This is a genomic window from Streptomyces sp. NPDC048057 (genome assembly GCF_040653095.1).
Lineage (GTDB): Bacteria > Actinomycetota > Actinomycetes > Streptomycetales > Streptomycetaceae > Streptomyces.
Genome location: NZ_JBEZNF010000003.1, coordinates 96,510 through 111,469 on the forward strand (window position 1 = coordinate 96,510; position 14,960 = coordinate 111,469).

A 14,960-nucleotide genomic window follows, 5' to 3' on the forward strand; every position below is an offset into this window, starting at 1 on the left:
CGCGCGGGCGCCGTGCCCGGCCCACTGGCGGCGTACGGACCCTAAGCGCTTGCTCACCTTCGGGGTATGGTGATCCCCCTTGATGAGCCCCTAAGGAGAGCCGATGGCAGCGGCGGAGCACCTGACCCGCGAGAGCGAGGGCGAGGGCGAGGACGCGCCGTGGGGCGAGGTCGAGCCCGATGCGGCGAGAAAGCTGCTCGTCGCCGCCGTCGCCGCCTTCGCGGAGCGCGGCTACCACGCCACGACCACCCGCGACATCGCGAGCCGCGCCGGCATGAGCCCGGCCGCGCTCTACATCCACTACAAGACGAAGGAAGAGCTGCTGCACCGCATCAGCCGCATCGGGCACACCCGGGCGCTGGCGGTGCTGTCGTCGGCGGCCGAGGGCGCCGGCACCCCGTCGGAGCAGTTGGCCGCGGCCGTCAGCTCCTTCGTGCGCTGGCACGCCGGACGCCACGACACCGCGCGGGTGGTGCAGTACGAACTCGACGCGCTCACCCCCGAGCACCGCACCGAGATCGTGGCGCTGCGGCGGCGGAGCGACGCCGTGGTGCGGGAGATCCTGAGCGCGGGCGTGGAGAGCGGCGAGTTCGACGTGCCGGACGTGCCCGGCACCACCCTCGCCGTGCTCTCGCTCTGCATCGACGTGGCGCGGTGGTTCAACGTGCGGGGGAGCCGCACCCCCGAGGAGGTCGGCGACCTCTACGCCGACCTCGTGCTGCGGATGGTCTCCGCCGGGCGGTGAGCCCCCGTCGGCCGGGGGCCGGGCGCGGTCAGAAGAAGTAGCGGGAGACGGACTCCGCCACGCACACCGGCTTGGTGCCGCCCTCCCGCTCGACGGTCACCCGCGCCGTGACCTGGACGCCGCCGCCGGCCTCCGCCACCTCGGCGAGCGTCACCGAGGCGCGCAGTCGCGAGCCCACCGGCACGGGCGCGGGGAAGCGGACCTTGTTGGTGCCGTAGTTCAGGCCCATCTTCATGCCCTCGACCCGCAGCACCTGCGGAACGAGCACGGGCAGCAGCGACAGCGTCAGGTACCCGTGGGCGATGGTCGTCCCGAAGGGGCCGTCCTTCGCGCGCTCGGGGTCCACGTGGATCCACTGGTGGTCGCCGGTCGCCTCCGCGAAGAGGTCGATCCGCTGCTGGTCGACCTCCAGCCAGTCGCTGTGCCCCAGCTCCTCGTCGACCGCGGCGCGCAGCTCGTCGGCGGAGGTGAAGATCCTCGGCTCGGCCATGTCCCTGCTCCCTGCCTCTCGCGGGCGGTCGTATGCACGGCGGCGCGCGGGGGCGCATGCGTGGTCGCACGAGCAGCCGCCCACTGTCGTCCGTACCTTCTAAGCGTTTGCTCAGCATGCGTGGGCGGGCGCTCCGCTGTCAACGGACCACCCAGTAGGGTTCGACGGATGCCCCAGACGCGCGACACCCGCAATGAACTCACCGTCGGCCAGCTCTCGCTCCGCAGCGGCGCGGCCGTCTCCGCCCTGCACTTCTACGAGGCCAAGGGGCTGATCCACAGCCGCAGGACCAGCGGCAACCAGCGTCGCTACAGCCGCGACACCCTGCGGCGGGTGGCCTTCGTGCGCGCGGCGCAGCGCGTCGGGATCCCGCTCGCCACCATCAGGGACGCCCTCGGGGAACTGCCCGAGGAGCGGACGCCGGACCGGGACGACTGGGCGCGGCTGTCCCGCGTCTGGCGCCGGGAGTTGGACGAGCGCATCAAGCAGCTCGGCCGGCTCCGGGACACCCTCACCGAGTGCATCGGCTGCGGCTGCCTCTCGCTGGAGACCTGCGCGCTGTCCAACCCGGAGGACGCCTTCGGCCGCCAGCGCCCGGGCTCGCGTCTGATGCCGGGACCGCTGTGGGGCGAAGACCGCGAGAGCCGGGAGGCCGCCGCGGGGTCGGACGACTGCGGCGCCCCCGACGGCGGTACGGACCCCTGCCGCTGAGCCGTCGGAGCGGGCGACTCCGCCCGTGCCGGTGGCGCCCGTCGTGCTTGCGGACGGGCCCGCACCCCCGTTGAGGCGGGCCCGTCACCACGCGCCGGGCCGCCTCGGCGGCCTTCGCGTCTGCCCAACTCTCCCTATGGCAAACCAGTGGGGCCACCGCATTTTCATCTGCTACGGGGCGGCACTCCTCCCGCCGCGGGGCCTTGCGTAGACCGGACCGCTCGGGGTCCGCTCTGGCCGACGGGGTCGTCCGCGCTCAGGCCACGGAGGCGAGTTCCCTGCTCCCGGCCGCCTTGGCCGCCGTGACCGCCTGCGTGCTGAGCACCGGCCGGGGCACCACGATGCCGCAGCCGGTGCACACCGGACCGGTCCACGGCTCCTGTTCCAGGTCGTGCCGCCACACGATGTCCGCCGCCCCGCAGACCGGGCAGACCGCGCCGGGCTCGTCCTCCAGGGCGGCCACCAGCCGCCGCAGCACCTCGTCCAGGGGTGCGGAGGGGTGGGAGCGGGGGCTGTCGCAGCGGGCCACGCCGTTGCCGCCCCAGGCGTGCCGGTGCCACTCGTCCGCGGACGACGGTCGGCGCAGCCCGTCGTGCTTCTCGCGCTTGCGACGGTCGGCGAAGCCCTCTTCGTAGCCGAGCCAGATCGTGCGGGCCCGCTCCAACTCGTCGAGCGCGGCCACCAGCCGCGCCGGATCGGGGGCCCGGTCCTCGGGCTCGATGCCGTGCCTGGCGCACAGGTGGTCCCAGGTCGCCCGGTGTCCGTACGGGGCGAAACGCTCCAGGCACTTGCGCAGTGAGTAGCGCCGTAGCGCCAGGTCACACCGCGGGTCGCGCACCTGTCTCGCGAGACTGCGGAAACCGGCCATCGTCACTGCCACCTCCGTCGCTGTACTTCGGCGTCGAGGAATGGACGTACGAGTGCCCGATCCGGCTCCATCGGAAATCCGATGGGGGCCATCAGGCAAACGCCCACGGCAGGCTGCGGCCGGTCGGCGTCCGGTCGTCTCCTCGATCTCTTGGGTCCCTTCGCTCTGCTCATGCCTCGCGTCTGCCCCGAGCGGCCGGCTCTGAACGGGCTTTCCGTCCATCTCCACGTCTTTGACGGAATCGCCACCGCTGCACCGGGGCGAAGACCGCGAGGGCCGGGAGGCCGCCGCCTCCGGTTTCGTGGCGATTCGGCGAAGGTGACGGTTGTTCACCTTACTCCGACGGCTTACCCACAGTAACCTCCGCGGCACACCGGCCCCACCGAGGAGTACCGCCATGCGACGACGCATCGGAACCACCGGACGCCACCCCACCCGCGCCGGGCGCGCCAGACGGACCGCCGTCGGGACCGCCGCCGCGGTGCTGGCGCTCACCGCCTCGCTCCTGACCCCCGTGCCGCAGGCCCTCGCCGCGGCGCCCGCCCCCGCGGCGCCCGCCGCCCGGGCCGCGGTCGACGGCGACCTGTGCGGCGGCCGGTGCTCCGACGTCCTGCCGCCGGGCCAGAACGGCAACGCCACCCTCGCCGAGATCCTCGCCCACCGGGTCCTCGGCACCCGCCCCGGCCACAGCTCCGACCAACTCGCCCGCTACGACTCGCTGGTCGGCGGGTACGGCGGCATCACCGACGCCAAGGTCAACGACTTCTTCAACGACGCCTCCTTCGGCGTCCCCGCGGACCAGGTGGAGTCCGTCGTCTCCCCGCGGCCCGACGTCACCATCACCCGCGACAAGAAGACCGGCGTCCCCCACGTCAAGGGCACCACCCGCTACGGCACCGAGTTCGGCGCCGGCTACGCCGCCGGCCAGGACCGGCTGTGGATGATGGACCTCTTCCGCAACATCGGCCGCGGCTCCCTGACGCCCTTCGCCGGCGGCGCCCTCGCCAACCAGGGGCTGGAGCAGCAGTTCTGGCCCCAGGCCCCGTACACCGAAGCCGACTACCAGGCCCAGGTCGACCGCATCCGCACCACCGAGGGCCCGCGCGGCGAGCAGGCCATGGCCGACGCCCAGGCGTACGTCGACGGCATCAACGCGTACCGCGTCCAGTCCAAGAACGGCCGGTACTTCCCCGGCGAGTACGTGCTGACCGGGCACGTCGACTCCCTCACCAACGCCGGGGAGATCAAGCCCTTCACCCTCACCGACCTGATCGCCATCGCCTCCGTCGTCGGCGGCCAGTTCGGCGGCGGGGGCGGCGGCGAGGTCCAGGCCGCGCTCTCCCTGCTCGCCGCGCAGGAGAAGTACGGCCTGGCCGAAGGCACCCGGATCTGGGAGACCTGGCGCCAGCGCGAGGACGCCGAGGCGCAGCTCACCGTCAACGACGGCACGAGCTTCCCGTACGCGCAAAAGCCCGCGAGCCCGCGCGGCACCGCACTGCCCGACCCCGGCTCCGTCGTCCCGGAGCAACTGGTGCACGACCGCACCGGCTCGGCCGTCACCAGCGGCCCGCGCGCCGCGGCCAAGGACCCCGTCCGCGCCCCGAAGGCGCTGCGCCCCGCCCAGGGGATGTTCGACGACGGCGTCCTGCCGCCCGGCAGCCTGGACCCGAAGAAGGGCATGTCCAACGCCCTCCTCGTCTCCGGCGCGCACACCGCGAGCGGCAGCCCCGTCGCCGTCTTCGGCCCCCAGACCGGCTACTTCGCCCCCCAGCTGATGATGCTCCAGGAGCTCCAGGGGCCCGGCATCTCCGCCCGCGGCGTCGCCTTCGCCGGCGTCGGGATGTACGTGCAGATGGGCCGCGGCAAGGACTACGCGTGGTCCGCCACCTCCGCCCTCCAGGACATCACCGACGTGTACGCCGTGGACCTGTGCGCGCCCGACGGCGCCGCCCCCGGCAAGGACGCCACCCACTACCTGTTCCGGGGCGCCTGCACCCCGATGGAGAAGCTGGAGCGCCGCAACGCCTGGCGGCCCTCCGTCGCCGACTCCACCGCCGCCGGCTCCTACCGGATGCAGGTCTGGCGCACCACGTACGGCCTGGTCACCCATCGCGCCACGGTGGGCGGCAAGCCCGTCGCGTACACCTCGCTGCGCACCACCTACCGCCACGAAGCCGACTCCATCATCGGCTTCCAGATGCTGAACGACCCCTCCCACGTCACCGACGCCCGCTCCTTCCAGCGGGCCGCGGCCGAGATCGGCTACGCCTTCAACTGGTTCTACGCCGACTCCCGCACCGCCGCCTACTTCAACAGCGGCGACAACCCCGTGCGGGCGCCCGACGTCGACCCGGCGCTGCCCGTCGCCGCCGACCGGGCCAACGAGTGGCGCGACTTCGACCCGACCGCCAACACCGCCGCGTACACGCCCTTCGCCCAGCACCCCCAGTCCGTCGGCCAGGACTACTACGTCTCGTGGAACAACAAGCAGGCCAAGGACTTCGCCGCCGCGGCCTTCGGGTTCGGCTCCGTGCACCGGGGCGATCTGCTCGACGACCGGGTCGCCGGGCTGGTGGCGGCCGGCGGGGTCACCCGTGCCTCGCTCACCCGGGCGATGGCCGAGGCCGCCGTCACCGATCTGCGCGGTGAGCAGGTGCTGCCCGTGCTGCTGGCCGTGCTGCGCTCCCAGCCGGTCGCCGACCCCCGACTGGACGCCGTGATCCAACAGTTGGACGCCTGGCGCGCGGCCGGTGCCCGGCGCAAGGAGTCGGCGCCCGGCTCGCGCAGCTATCCGCACGCCGATGCCATCCGGGTGCTGGACGCCTGGTGGCCCCGGCTGGTCCAAGGCGTCTTCGAACCCGGGCTCGGCACCGCGCTGTACCGGGCCCTGACCGCGAACCTCGCCGTGGACGAGTCGCCGGGCGCCGCCCACGGCCCGACCGGTGCCCACGGCGGCTCCGCCTTCCAGTACGGCTGGTGGGGATATGTCGACAAGGATCTGCGTCGGGTGCTGGACCGCCCCGTCCGGTCGCCGCTGGGCGCGGAGTACTGCGGCAACGGCACCCTCGCCGCCTGCCGCGACGTGCTCCTGACCACCCTCAAGCAGGCCGCGGCGCTCCCCCCGGCGCAGGTGTACCCCGGGGACGCGAGCTGTGCCGCGGGCGACCAGTGGTGCGCGGACGCGATCGTGCACCGGCCGATGGGCGGCATCACCCACCCGACGGTCCACTGGCAGAACCGGCCGACGTACCAACAGGTCGTCGAGTTCCCCGCCCACCGCTGACGGCGCGGCCCGCCGGATCACGCCCCGAGGCGGCCCGCCTGCACGACGACGTGCGCCAGCTCCGGATGGCACACGTCGTTGTGCGCACCGGACGGTGGGCCGCCGCGGCGCACCACCGAGGAGGCGTCCACGCTGACGCAGCCCGTCCGCGGCAGCCCCCGGGCCAGCGCGTCGGCCAGGGTGAGCCGCGTCGCGTGCGGCGCCGCGCGGAACCCGTCGTGGCCGAGGGCCCACCAGCGCGGGCCCGGATCCGGGAAGGGCAGCGGCGCGGCCGTACCGGGGGCCGCGTCGAGGCGGGCGGTGCGGTCGTCGCGGGCGAGCCCGGAGGCGATCGGGTAGAAGGTGCCGAGCGCGGTGTCGTGGTGGGAGTGGCAGGCCACCACCGGCCCGTCGACCCGCTGTTCCATCGAGCGCAGGGCGCCGGAGCGGCCGGCCGCGTGCGGCAGGCTGTGGGCGAACGCGTAGTGCGAGAACGCGCCCTGGAGCAGAGTCACCGACTTCACCGTGCGCACCCCGTCGGGCAGCCCGCGCAGGGCGAAGGCGACCAGGCGCGCGCCCTGGCTGTGGCCCACCAGATGGATCCGCAGCGCCGGGCGCGAGCGGGCGAGCTGGGCGAGTAGCGGCCCGAGCCCCAGCTCCCCGACCGTGCCGGCCCGGCGCTTCATCGCGTAGTACGTGCTCTGCCGCAGCAGCTCCTTCGCGCCCCGCCACAGGCCGTCCCACCCGTCGGGCGGGTCGAAGCCGAAGGCCGGGACGGGCCCGGGCCGCGCGCCGTCGTCGACCTTCGCCAGCGCGTGCGCGAGCCGTCGGGAGAAGGCGATCGGGTCCTCGAACAGCACCGCGGGCGGGCCCTGTTCGTCACCGGGCAGGTCGTCCGTGAAGCAGGACGTCTCCAGTCCGCCGGCCGGCGGTTCCGCGAGCCGTCGGGCCAGCCGCCCGAACTCCGCCACCGCCGACGCCGACGCCGGCCGCTCGTCGAGCAGCTCGCCGAGCCGGGCGACCGCGCCCGAGTGCCAGGGGAAGAGCCCGGCGAGCGCGTGCCGGCTGGCCGCGTCCAGGCCGGCCGACGGCACGGCCCGGACCGTGGCGCCCGGCAGTTCGGGCGGCGGTTCGTCGCCGAACTTCATCGACGGCCAGACCACCCCGGCGTACCCGAGCCGCACCCCCGGGCCGACGAATCCGGGGAAGTACGCGAAGAAGGCGGAGTGCAGCCGCTCGGCGACCGCGGGGGAGGTGTTCCAGCCATGCGCGAACACCACCACGTCGGTCGCCTCCACCCCCAACAGCCGGTCCCGCTGCTCCGGATCGACGTCACCGTCCTTGTCGAAGGTGATGTCCTGATAAGGCCCCACGTCCATCCACACCACGAGCGCCCCCTCCCCAGCCGAATCCGATAGCAGGATCCTGCGCAAGGAGGGGGCCGGCCATACCTCGGACGTGATCGATCAGATCAGGTCGGCCGCCGTGACGCGGGGGAGGTGGGCCAGTACGTCGTACGTCCCCAGCAGCCGCGTCGGGTCCGCCGGGACGGGCCAGGCGGTGCCGATGCTCCGGGTGGGGCGGGCGCGGTCCGCCCACGCCCGGGCCGCCGGGGGAGCGGTACGGAGATCGAGGTAGTAGTCGCGGCGCGCCACCCGCTCCAGGACCTCCTCGTTGCTGCCGGGCCCGGCCGGGCCCACGGTGAACTTCCGCACCGGTTCCGCCGGGTCGGTCAGGTCGGACGCGTTGAACGAGCCCTGGCCGAAGGTGAATCCCACGGTCACATAACCGCGTCCGATCGCGTCCCGGATGAACGCCCCCTGCATCTTGGGGTACTGGTCGGGCTGCGGTGACGCGTACCCCACGTGTGCGTTGTGCGCGGAGAGCACCACCTTCTGGCCCGTCTGCCGATGCCACCACACGGTGTTCTCGGCCATGATCCGGTCCCGGTGGAGCATCGACTGCCGGGTGCCCTCCGGGGTGGTGAAGTCATGCGTGTACAAGGCGCCGACCTGGGCTATCACCCGGGCGTGCTGAAGCGTCCAGGCGCGCTCCCCGGCGTCGGTCCCGGCGCCGGGACGCTGGCGCTCCAGCAGCACCAGCGCCTCGTGGACGTCGGCGGACATGGCCCGCCTTTCGGCCAACGGCCGCTTCAGGTACGCCGTCATCGTCGCGTCGACCGAGCCCGTCGGCCGGGAGGCCGCGTACAGCTCCCGGAACCGCGGCAGCAGCGCGGGGTGGTGCTCGGCGACGTACCCGGTCACCCGGTCGAAGAGCTCGGGGCCCGCGTAGCCGATGTCGTTCCCGGTGAAGTGCACGGGGTCGTTCGGATGGCGGAGGTTGTACTGCCGCATCCAGCGCAGCAGGTCCTCGTACTCCCGGGTGTGCCACGACCGGTAGGAGTTCTGGAACTCCTCCTGCATGATGCGCCGCAGGTCGCCCCGGCCGTGCAGCACGTAGTCGTCGAGCCGCAGGCCCGCGCTCCAGTTCGCCTCCAGGGAGAAGGCGCGGAAGCCCCGCTCCTCCACCAGGTGGCGGAAGACGCGGTGCTTCGTGCGGAAGAACTCGCCGGAGCTGTGGGTCGCCTCGCCCACGCCGACGATCCGGGCCGAGCCGACCATCCGGGCGAGCGGACGCAGGTCGGTGAGCGGGTGCGCCGCCCGCCGCAGGGCGGCCACGGTGCGATCGGGCGCGCCCTGCTGCGCCGGGGAGGGGGCCGCGGCCGACGCGGTCCCCGTCACCGTGGTCGCCAGCACGGCCCCGAACGCGAGCGCGGTGAACCCCCGGCGCGGCAGGTGCAGCCCCGGGCGCGGGCGGGGGAGCGGTCCGGTACGTCGTGTCACATCCATGATCCAAGGATCCGCACGGGCCGCGGCCCCCACCAGACGGCTGACCCCCCGCCCGGAGGTGGAGCAAACCCCCGGGCAGCGGTCGGGTCAGTACCTCAAGTACCTCTTGCGCACCGCTCGGAAGGCGGCCAGCTCCTGCTGCCAGGCGCCCACGACCTCGTCCGTCCCCGCCCCCGCGTCGATCGCCGTGCGGACCGTCGCCGAGCCCGTGAGCTTGTCGATCCAGGTCGGATTGGAGGCCAGCCAGGCGAACTCGCGCCAGGTGCGACGGGCCGTCACCAGCAGCCCGATGCCGGTGCGCACCGGGTCGAACGACGCCCGGTCGTGGACGTGGACCTGCACCCCGCCGACCGTCTTGCCCTGGTGCTTGCTGAACGTCGGGGTGAAGTACGCCTCGCGGAAGCGCACCCCGGGCAGCCCCAGCCCGTTCGCCGCCTCCGCCCACCGCCAGTCCACGCCCGGCGCGCCCAGCAGTTCGAAGGGCCGGGTGGTGCCCCGCCCCTCCGACAGCTGCGTCCCCTCGAACAGACAGGTGCCCGCATACACCAGTGCCGTCTCGGGCGTCGGCATGTTGGGGCTCGGCGGCACCCACGGCAGCCCGCCGTCGTCGAAGAAGTCGGAGCGCCGCCAGCCCGACATCCGCACGGTCTCCAACTCCACCGGCCGGTCGGTGAGGAACTCGCCGTTGAAGAGGAGCGCGAGTTCCGCGACCGTCATCCCGTGCACCTGGGAGATGGGCCGGCGGCCCACGAAGGAGGCGAACCGCGGGTCCAGCACCGGCCCGAGCGCCGCCCGGCCCGTGATCGGATTCGGCCGGTCCAGCACGACGAACCGTTTCCGCGCGAGCGCCGCCGACTCCATGCAGTCGAAGAGCGTCCAGATGTACGTGTAGAAGCGCGCACCCGCGTCCTGGATGTCGAAGACGACGGTGTCCACGCCGGACGCGGTGAACACGTCCGCCAGCGGCTGGCCGGACTTCTGGTACGTGTCGTACACGGGCAGCCCGGTCGCCGGGTCGTCGTGGCGCCCCTCGGAACCGCCCGCCTGCGCGGTGCCGCGGAAGCCGTGTTCGGGTCCGAAGACCGCGGTGAGGTCCACCCGGTCGTCGCCGTGCATCACGTCCACGACGTGCCGTACGTCGGAGCTGACGCCGGTCGGGTTGGTGACCACGCCGACGCGCTGGCCGGCCAGTTGCGCGTATCCGCCCGCCGCGAGCCGGTCGAAGCCGGTGCGCAGCCGGCGCCCGCGCTTCTTCTCGTCCGCGTTGGCGGCCGGTCCGGCGGCGACGAGCGCGCCGGCGACACCGCCCGCGGCCAGCAGGTTCCTCCTCGACAGATGCGACGGTCTCATGCGACTCCTTCGGTCCGGTGCGCGCTGCGGCGCGTGCTCCGTCAAGGTCACGCACGCTAGTGCCCACGGCCCGCCCGGGATAGGGAACGATCAGCGGACGGGGCGAGGAGTCGCGGGCGGGACGCGACCGACCGACCTCTTCCCCCGCACATACCGACTGCTTAGCATGTCCCCGCTCGGTGAACGGACGTCAGGTCGAACACGGAGAAGGGCGGTTCCCATGAGCCAGTTGCGGGGTGCGACCGTGGTGGTCACGGGCGCGGGCGGGGGCATCGGCGCCGCGCTCGCCCGCCGGTTCGCGGCCGAGGGTGCCCGGCTGGTCGTCAACGACGTCGACGCCGAGAAGGCGGGTGCCGTCGCCGCCGCCCTGGGCGCGAGGGCCCTGCCCGGTGATGCCTCCACGATCGCCGCCGCCGCGCGCGACGCGCTGGGCGGCACCGTCGACGTCTACTGCGCGAACGCCGGGGTCGCCGCGATCGGCGACCCCTTCGCCGAGGACGAGGGCGTCTGGTCCGCGGCCTGGGACGTCAATCTGATGGCGCACGTACGGGCCGTGCGCACGCTGCTGCCCGACTGGCTGGAGCGCGGCAGCGGCCGGTTCGTCTCCACGGTCTCCGCGGCGGGGCTCCTCGCCATGCTCGGTGCGGCCCCCTACACCGCTTCCAAGCACGCCGCGTACTCCTTCGCCGAATGGCTCTCCCTCACCTACCGTCACCGGGGCCTGAAGGTGCACGCCGTCTGTCCCGGCGGGGTGCGGACGAACATGATGACCGAGGCCGGGGAGTTGGGCGAGATGATCCTCGCGCCGCACGCCATCGAGCCGGCGGCGGTCGCGGACGCCGTCATGGCCGGCATCGCGGCCGACCGCTTCCTGATCCTGCCCCACCCGGAGGTGGCGGAGTACTACCGGGCCCGGGCGGCGGACCCGGAAGCCTGGCTCGACGGGATGAACGAGGTGCAGCGGGCCTGGGAGGAGCGGTCGGCCGGCCCCGCGTGACCCGCCCCGGCCCCCGCCGCGCACCGGCGGCAGCCGCTCCCGACGGACAATGGGAAGATCGTTCCGCGGGCTCCGGGGACGTTCGACGTCCGACGGGGCGCCGCGCAGGATCCGTAGCGCGGCACCGGCAGGTGCCGGAGGAGAGGTGGGTGGCCCGATGGCCAGGACCACGGACGGGGAGGAGACCCCCGTCCCGCAGAAGCTGCTGGCCACCGCCACCCGGCTCTTCGCCGAGCAGGGGTACGACCGCACGTCCGTGCAGGAGATCGTGGAGGCGGCCGGCGTCACCAAGGGGGCCCTGTACCACTACTTCGGTTCCAAGGAGGACCTGCTCCAGGAGGTCTACGGGCGGATGCTCCGCCTCCAGCAGGAGCGCCTGGACGCCTTCGCGGACGCCGACGAGCCGGTGGAGGCGCGGCTGCGGGCCGCCGCCGCGGACGTCGTGGTCACCACCATCGACAACCTCGCCGACGCCCACATCTTCTTCCGCTCCATGCACCACCTCTCGCCCGCGAAGCACCAGCAGGTGCGCGCCGAACGCCGGCGCTACCACGAGCGCTTCCGGGCGCTGGTGGAGGAGGGCCAGCGCAGCGGGGTCTTCGCCACGGCGACCCCCGCCGACCTGGTGGTGGACTACCACTTCGGGTCCGTGCACCACCTGTCGACCTGGTATCGCCCCGACGGGCCCCTGACCAAACGGCAGGTCGCGGACCACCTGGCGGACCTGCTGATGCGCGCCCTGCGCCCCTGACGCCGCGTCGCTACGCCGTCGGCCCCGCGCCCGGCGCGGGCGCGGGGAGCAGCCCCCCGAGCAGGGTCCGGGCCAATCCGGCGGCGAACTCCTCCACCGGCTGCGGCGGCGGCATGCCCTCCGACGCGTCGTACACGAAGGCGCGTTGGGAACAGGCGCCGAGGAGCAGGGTGGCCGCGGCCTCCGGGTCGGCGTCCGGCCGCAGCGCGCCGCGGTCGCGCTCGGCCCGCAGATAGCCGGCGAGGGCCACGAGCGGGACGTGGGGGCCCTGGCCCAGCTCCCGTACGCCCTCGAAGTGCCGCTTCCTGAGCGCGGGTTCGGCGAAGAGCGAGGCCGTGATGGGCAGGCTCTGCTCGTAGAAGCGGACGGCGTGCTCGGCGATGCGGATCAGGTTGCGCTCCACGCCGAGGTCGCCCGGGTCCCGGCGCAACTCCTCCAACAGCGGGTTGAGCCGGGGCAGCCGGTCCTTGAGGACCCGGACGTAGATCTCTTCCTTGCTGCGGTAGTGCTTGTAGAGCGCCGCCTCCGAGCAGCCGGCCTCGCGGGCGATCTCCTTGGTGGTGGTGCGGGCCAGACCGACCGAACGCAGCAGGTGCTCCGCGGCGTCGACGATCCGTTCGCGGGTGGGACGCGTTGACTTCGGAGCGGACATTCACTCATCCTAAAGGTGAGTGAGTACTTACCCACCACCCCTGTCATCGGAGGTATGACGTGCGGTACACGGTCTTCGGGGCCACGGGCGGCACCGGCCAGCAGCTCGTGCGCCAGGCGCTGGACGCGGGTCACGAGGTCACGGCGGTCGTGCGCAACCCGGACCGGCTGCCCGAGCGGGAGCACGAGCGACTGACGGTGGCGGTGGTGGCCGACGTGACCGACGCGGCGGCGCTGCGTCCGGTGGTCGCGGGCCGCGACGCGGTGCTGTCGGGCCTCGGCGCCCCCAACAACAAGGCCGCGGGCATCGCCTCCGCGGGCGCCCGCGCGATCCTCGAAGCGCTCGACGCCGAGGGCGTACGGCGCTACGTCGCGGTGAGCGCCGCCCCCGTCGGGCCGCTGCCCGAGGGCGAGGGGCTGTTGTACCGCGCCGTGGTGTGGCCGCTGGTGGGCCGGGTGTTCAAGGACGTGTACGCGGACCTCGGAGTGATGGAACGCGAAATCCGGGCCAGCGCCACGGACTGGACGCTGGTCCGGCCGCCCCGGCTGACGGACGGCCCGCGGACGGGCGCGTACCGCACCACGATCGGCGGCGCCGTGCCCCGCGGCCACGAGGTGAGCCGGGCGGACCTGGCCCACGCGATCCTCACGGCCGTCGACGACCCCCAAACGGTGCGGCAGGTCATCGGCGTCGCGAACTGACCGGGTCCGCCCCGCCCCGGGCCCGGGTCCCGCGCGGTTCCGCCCCCTGTGCGAGAGGGCATGGGGGACCCCAGCGCCCCTCAAGACCCTGACCTCAGCCCGCAGGCGAATGACGGGGGAAGCGAGTCAGGGGCGCTGGGGTCCCCCGGAAACCACCCACCGGGCCGCAGGCGGACGGGGGTTCAGGGGCGCGGGGAACTGTGCGACAAGCCCACCGCCGGGCCGTGGAGACCAACGCTTCCGTGGGGGACGGCGGGTTCGTCCCGAGGCGCAAGGTGAGCGCAGCCAAGCGCGCCGCCCGGCGGACGGGGCTGGCTCGCACACCGCCCCGCGGGCGGACGGCGCCCCGGCCGCCCGCTACGCGTACCGCCGCAGCTCGCGGCGGGCCAGCGAGCGCTGGTGCACCTCGTCCGGGCCGTCCGCCAGCCGCAGGGTGCGCGCCGCCGCCCACAGCTCCGCCAGCGGGAAGTCCTGGCTCACCCCACCCGCACCGTGGATCTGCACGGCCCGGTCCAGCACGTCGACCACCGCCCGCGGTGTCGCGATCTTGATCGCCTGGATCTCGGCGTGCGCCCCGCGGTTGCCCACGGTGTCCATGAGCCACGCCGTCTTCAGCACCAGCAGCCGCAGCTGCTCGACCGTCACCCGGGCGTCGGCGATCCACTCCTGCACCACGCCCTGCGCGGCGATCGGCTTCCCGAACGCGGTGCGGGACGCCGCCCGCCGGCACATCAGCTCGATCGCCCGCTCGGCCATCCCGATCAGCCGCATGCAGTGGTGGATCCGCCCCGGCCCCAGCCGCGCCTGCGCGATGGCGAAGCCGCCGCCCTCCTCGCCGATCAGGTTCGCCACCGGCACCCGCACGTCGTCGAAGACGACTTCGGCGTGCCCGCCGTGCGCGTGGTCCTCGTATCCGTACACCCGCATCGCGCGCACCACGCGCACCCCCGGCGTGTCCCTGGGCACCAGCACCATCGACTGCTGCCGGCGCACGTCGGCGGCGTCCGGGGCGGTCTTGCCCATGACGACGAAGACCTTGCAGTTCGGGTTCATCGCACCGGAGATGTACCACTTGCGGCCGTTGACGGCGTACGCGTCGCCGACCCGCTCGATGCGGGTGCGCACGTTCGTCGCGTCCGAGGACGCCACCTCCGGCTCGGTCATCGCGAACGCGGACCGGATCTCGCCCGCGAGCAGCGGCTCCAGCCACTGCTCGCGCTGCGCGGGATCGCCGAACTGCGCCAGCACCTCCATGTTCCCGGTGTCCGGCGCGGCGCAGTTCAGCGCGGTGGGGGCGAGGTGCGGGCTGCGGCCGGTGATCTCCGCGAGCGGCGCGTACTGAAGGTTCGTCAGGCCCGCGCCCAGCTCGGCGTCCGGGAGGAAGAGGTTCCACAGGCCCTGCCGACGGGCCTCGGCCTTCAGCTCCTCCACGACCGGCGGCGTCAGCCACGGCGAGGCGAGCGCGGCGCGCTGCTCCTCGGCGATCGACTCGGCGGGGTGCACGTGGTCGGTCATGAAGGCGAGGAGGCGCTCCCGCAGTTCCTCGGTGCGCGCGTCGAAAGCGAAGTCCACGGCTCGTCAGCC

The 14,960-nt window shown here is 73.7% G+C and carries 13 protein-coding genes; 6 read left to right on the plus strand and 7 right to left on the minus strand.

The features are described 5' to 3' along the window. The first annotated feature begins 103 nt into the window (after positions 1 to 103). The gene (locus tag AB0E05_RS04080) at positions 104 to 745 is read left to right on the plus strand and encodes a TetR/AcrR family transcriptional regulator (RefSeq protein WP_361958403.1); all 642 of its coding nucleotides are present in this window, start codon (positions 104 to 106) and stop codon (positions 743 to 745) included. 28 nt (positions 746 to 773) lie between these two features. On the opposite strand, the gene AB0E05_RS04085 is transcribed toward AB0E05_RS04080, so the two are convergent. Next, positions 774 to 1,235, minus strand: coding sequence for a MaoC family dehydratase (locus AB0E05_RS04085; RefSeq protein ID WP_361958406.1), 462 nt, complete (start codon positions 1,233 to 1,235; stop codon positions 774 to 776). 168 nt (positions 1,236 to 1,403) lie between these two features. Here AB0E05_RS04085 and soxR point away from each other — a divergent pair, with 168 nt between their 5' ends. Continuing rightward, a complete protein-coding gene (soxR, locus tag AB0E05_RS04090; RefSeq protein WP_361958409.1) occupies positions 1,404 to 1,946 on the plus strand; it encodes a redox-sensitive transcriptional activator SoxR in 543 nt (180 codons plus the stop codon). Positions 1,947 to 2,202: 256 nt separating this feature from the next. Here the strand turns inward: soxR and AB0E05_RS04095 are convergent, their stop codons facing one another. After that, positions 2,203 to 2,814 carry a hypothetical protein gene (locus AB0E05_RS04095; RefSeq protein WP_361959075.1) on the minus strand — a complete coding sequence of 204 codons (612 nt, stop codon included), beginning with the start codon at positions 2,812 to 2,814 and terminating at the stop codon, positions 2,203 to 2,205. A 397-nt stretch (positions 2,815 to 3,211) separates the two neighbouring features. Between AB0E05_RS04095 and AB0E05_RS04100 the strand changes: the two genes are divergently transcribed. Beyond that, positions 3,212 to 6,097, plus strand: a complete 2,886-nt coding sequence (locus AB0E05_RS04100) for a penicillin acylase family protein (RefSeq protein WP_361958412.1) — start codon at positions 3,212 to 3,214, stop codon at positions 6,095 to 6,097. A 17-nt stretch (positions 6,098 to 6,114) separates the two neighbouring features. On the opposite strand, the gene AB0E05_RS04105 is transcribed toward AB0E05_RS04100, so the two are convergent. From AB0E05_RS04105 to AB0E05_RS04115, 3 genes are all read right to left on the minus strand, one after another. Continuing rightward, positions 6,115 to 7,455 (minus strand): serine-threonine protein kinase, encoded by a 1,341-nt coding sequence (locus AB0E05_RS04105; RefSeq protein ID WP_361959078.1) that lies wholly within the window; start codon positions 7,453 to 7,455, stop codon positions 6,115 to 6,117. A gap of 87 nt (positions 7,456 to 7,542) precedes the next feature. Next, a complete protein-coding gene (locus tag AB0E05_RS04110) occupies positions 7,543 to 8,925 on the minus strand; it encodes an erythromycin esterase family protein (RefSeq protein WP_361958415.1) in 1,383 nt (460 codons plus the stop codon). An 87-nt stretch (positions 8,926 to 9,012) separates the two neighbouring features. Continuing rightward, complete coding sequence (locus tag AB0E05_RS04115) at positions 9,013 to 10,275, minus strand: DUF1343 domain-containing protein (RefSeq protein ID WP_361958418.1); 1,263 nt, start codon at positions 10,273 to 10,275, stop codon at positions 9,013 to 9,015. Positions 10,276 to 10,495: 220 nt separating this feature from the next. Between AB0E05_RS04115 and AB0E05_RS04120 the strand changes: the two genes are divergently transcribed. Together AB0E05_RS04120 and AB0E05_RS04125 are read left to right on the plus strand one after the other, a co-directional pair. Beyond that, the gene (locus AB0E05_RS04120; RefSeq protein WP_361958421.1) at positions 10,496 to 11,272 is read left to right on the plus strand and encodes an SDR family oxidoreductase; all 777 of its coding nucleotides are present in this window, start codon (positions 10,496 to 10,498) and stop codon (positions 11,270 to 11,272) included. A gap of 157 nt (positions 11,273 to 11,429) precedes the next feature. Then, positions 11,430 to 12,023 carry a TetR/AcrR family transcriptional regulator gene (locus AB0E05_RS04125; RefSeq protein ID WP_361958424.1) on the plus strand — a complete coding sequence of 198 codons (594 nt, stop codon included), beginning with the start codon at positions 11,430 to 11,432 and terminating at the stop codon, positions 12,021 to 12,023. Between the two features lie 10 nt (positions 12,024 to 12,033). Here the strand turns inward: AB0E05_RS04125 and AB0E05_RS04130 are convergent, their stop codons facing one another. Next, positions 12,034 to 12,675, minus strand: coding sequence for a TetR/AcrR family transcriptional regulator (locus tag AB0E05_RS04130; protein ID WP_361958427.1), 642 nt, complete (start codon positions 12,673 to 12,675; stop codon positions 12,034 to 12,036). Between the two features lie 59 nt (positions 12,676 to 12,734). On the opposite strand from AB0E05_RS04130, the gene AB0E05_RS04135 reads away from it, so the two are divergent. Next, entirely contained in the window at positions 12,735 to 13,376 is a 642-nt protein-coding gene (locus AB0E05_RS04135) for an SDR family oxidoreductase (protein WP_361958430.1), read from the plus strand. Between the two features lie 357 nt (positions 13,377 to 13,733). On the opposite strand, the gene AB0E05_RS04140 is transcribed toward AB0E05_RS04135, so the two are convergent. Next, positions 13,734 to 14,948: an acyl-CoA dehydrogenase family protein gene (locus AB0E05_RS04140; RefSeq protein WP_361958433.1), complete on the minus strand. Its 1,215-nt coding sequence runs from the start codon at positions 14,946 to 14,948 to the stop codon at positions 13,734 to 13,736. Positions 14,949 to 14,960: the final 12 nt, after the last annotated feature.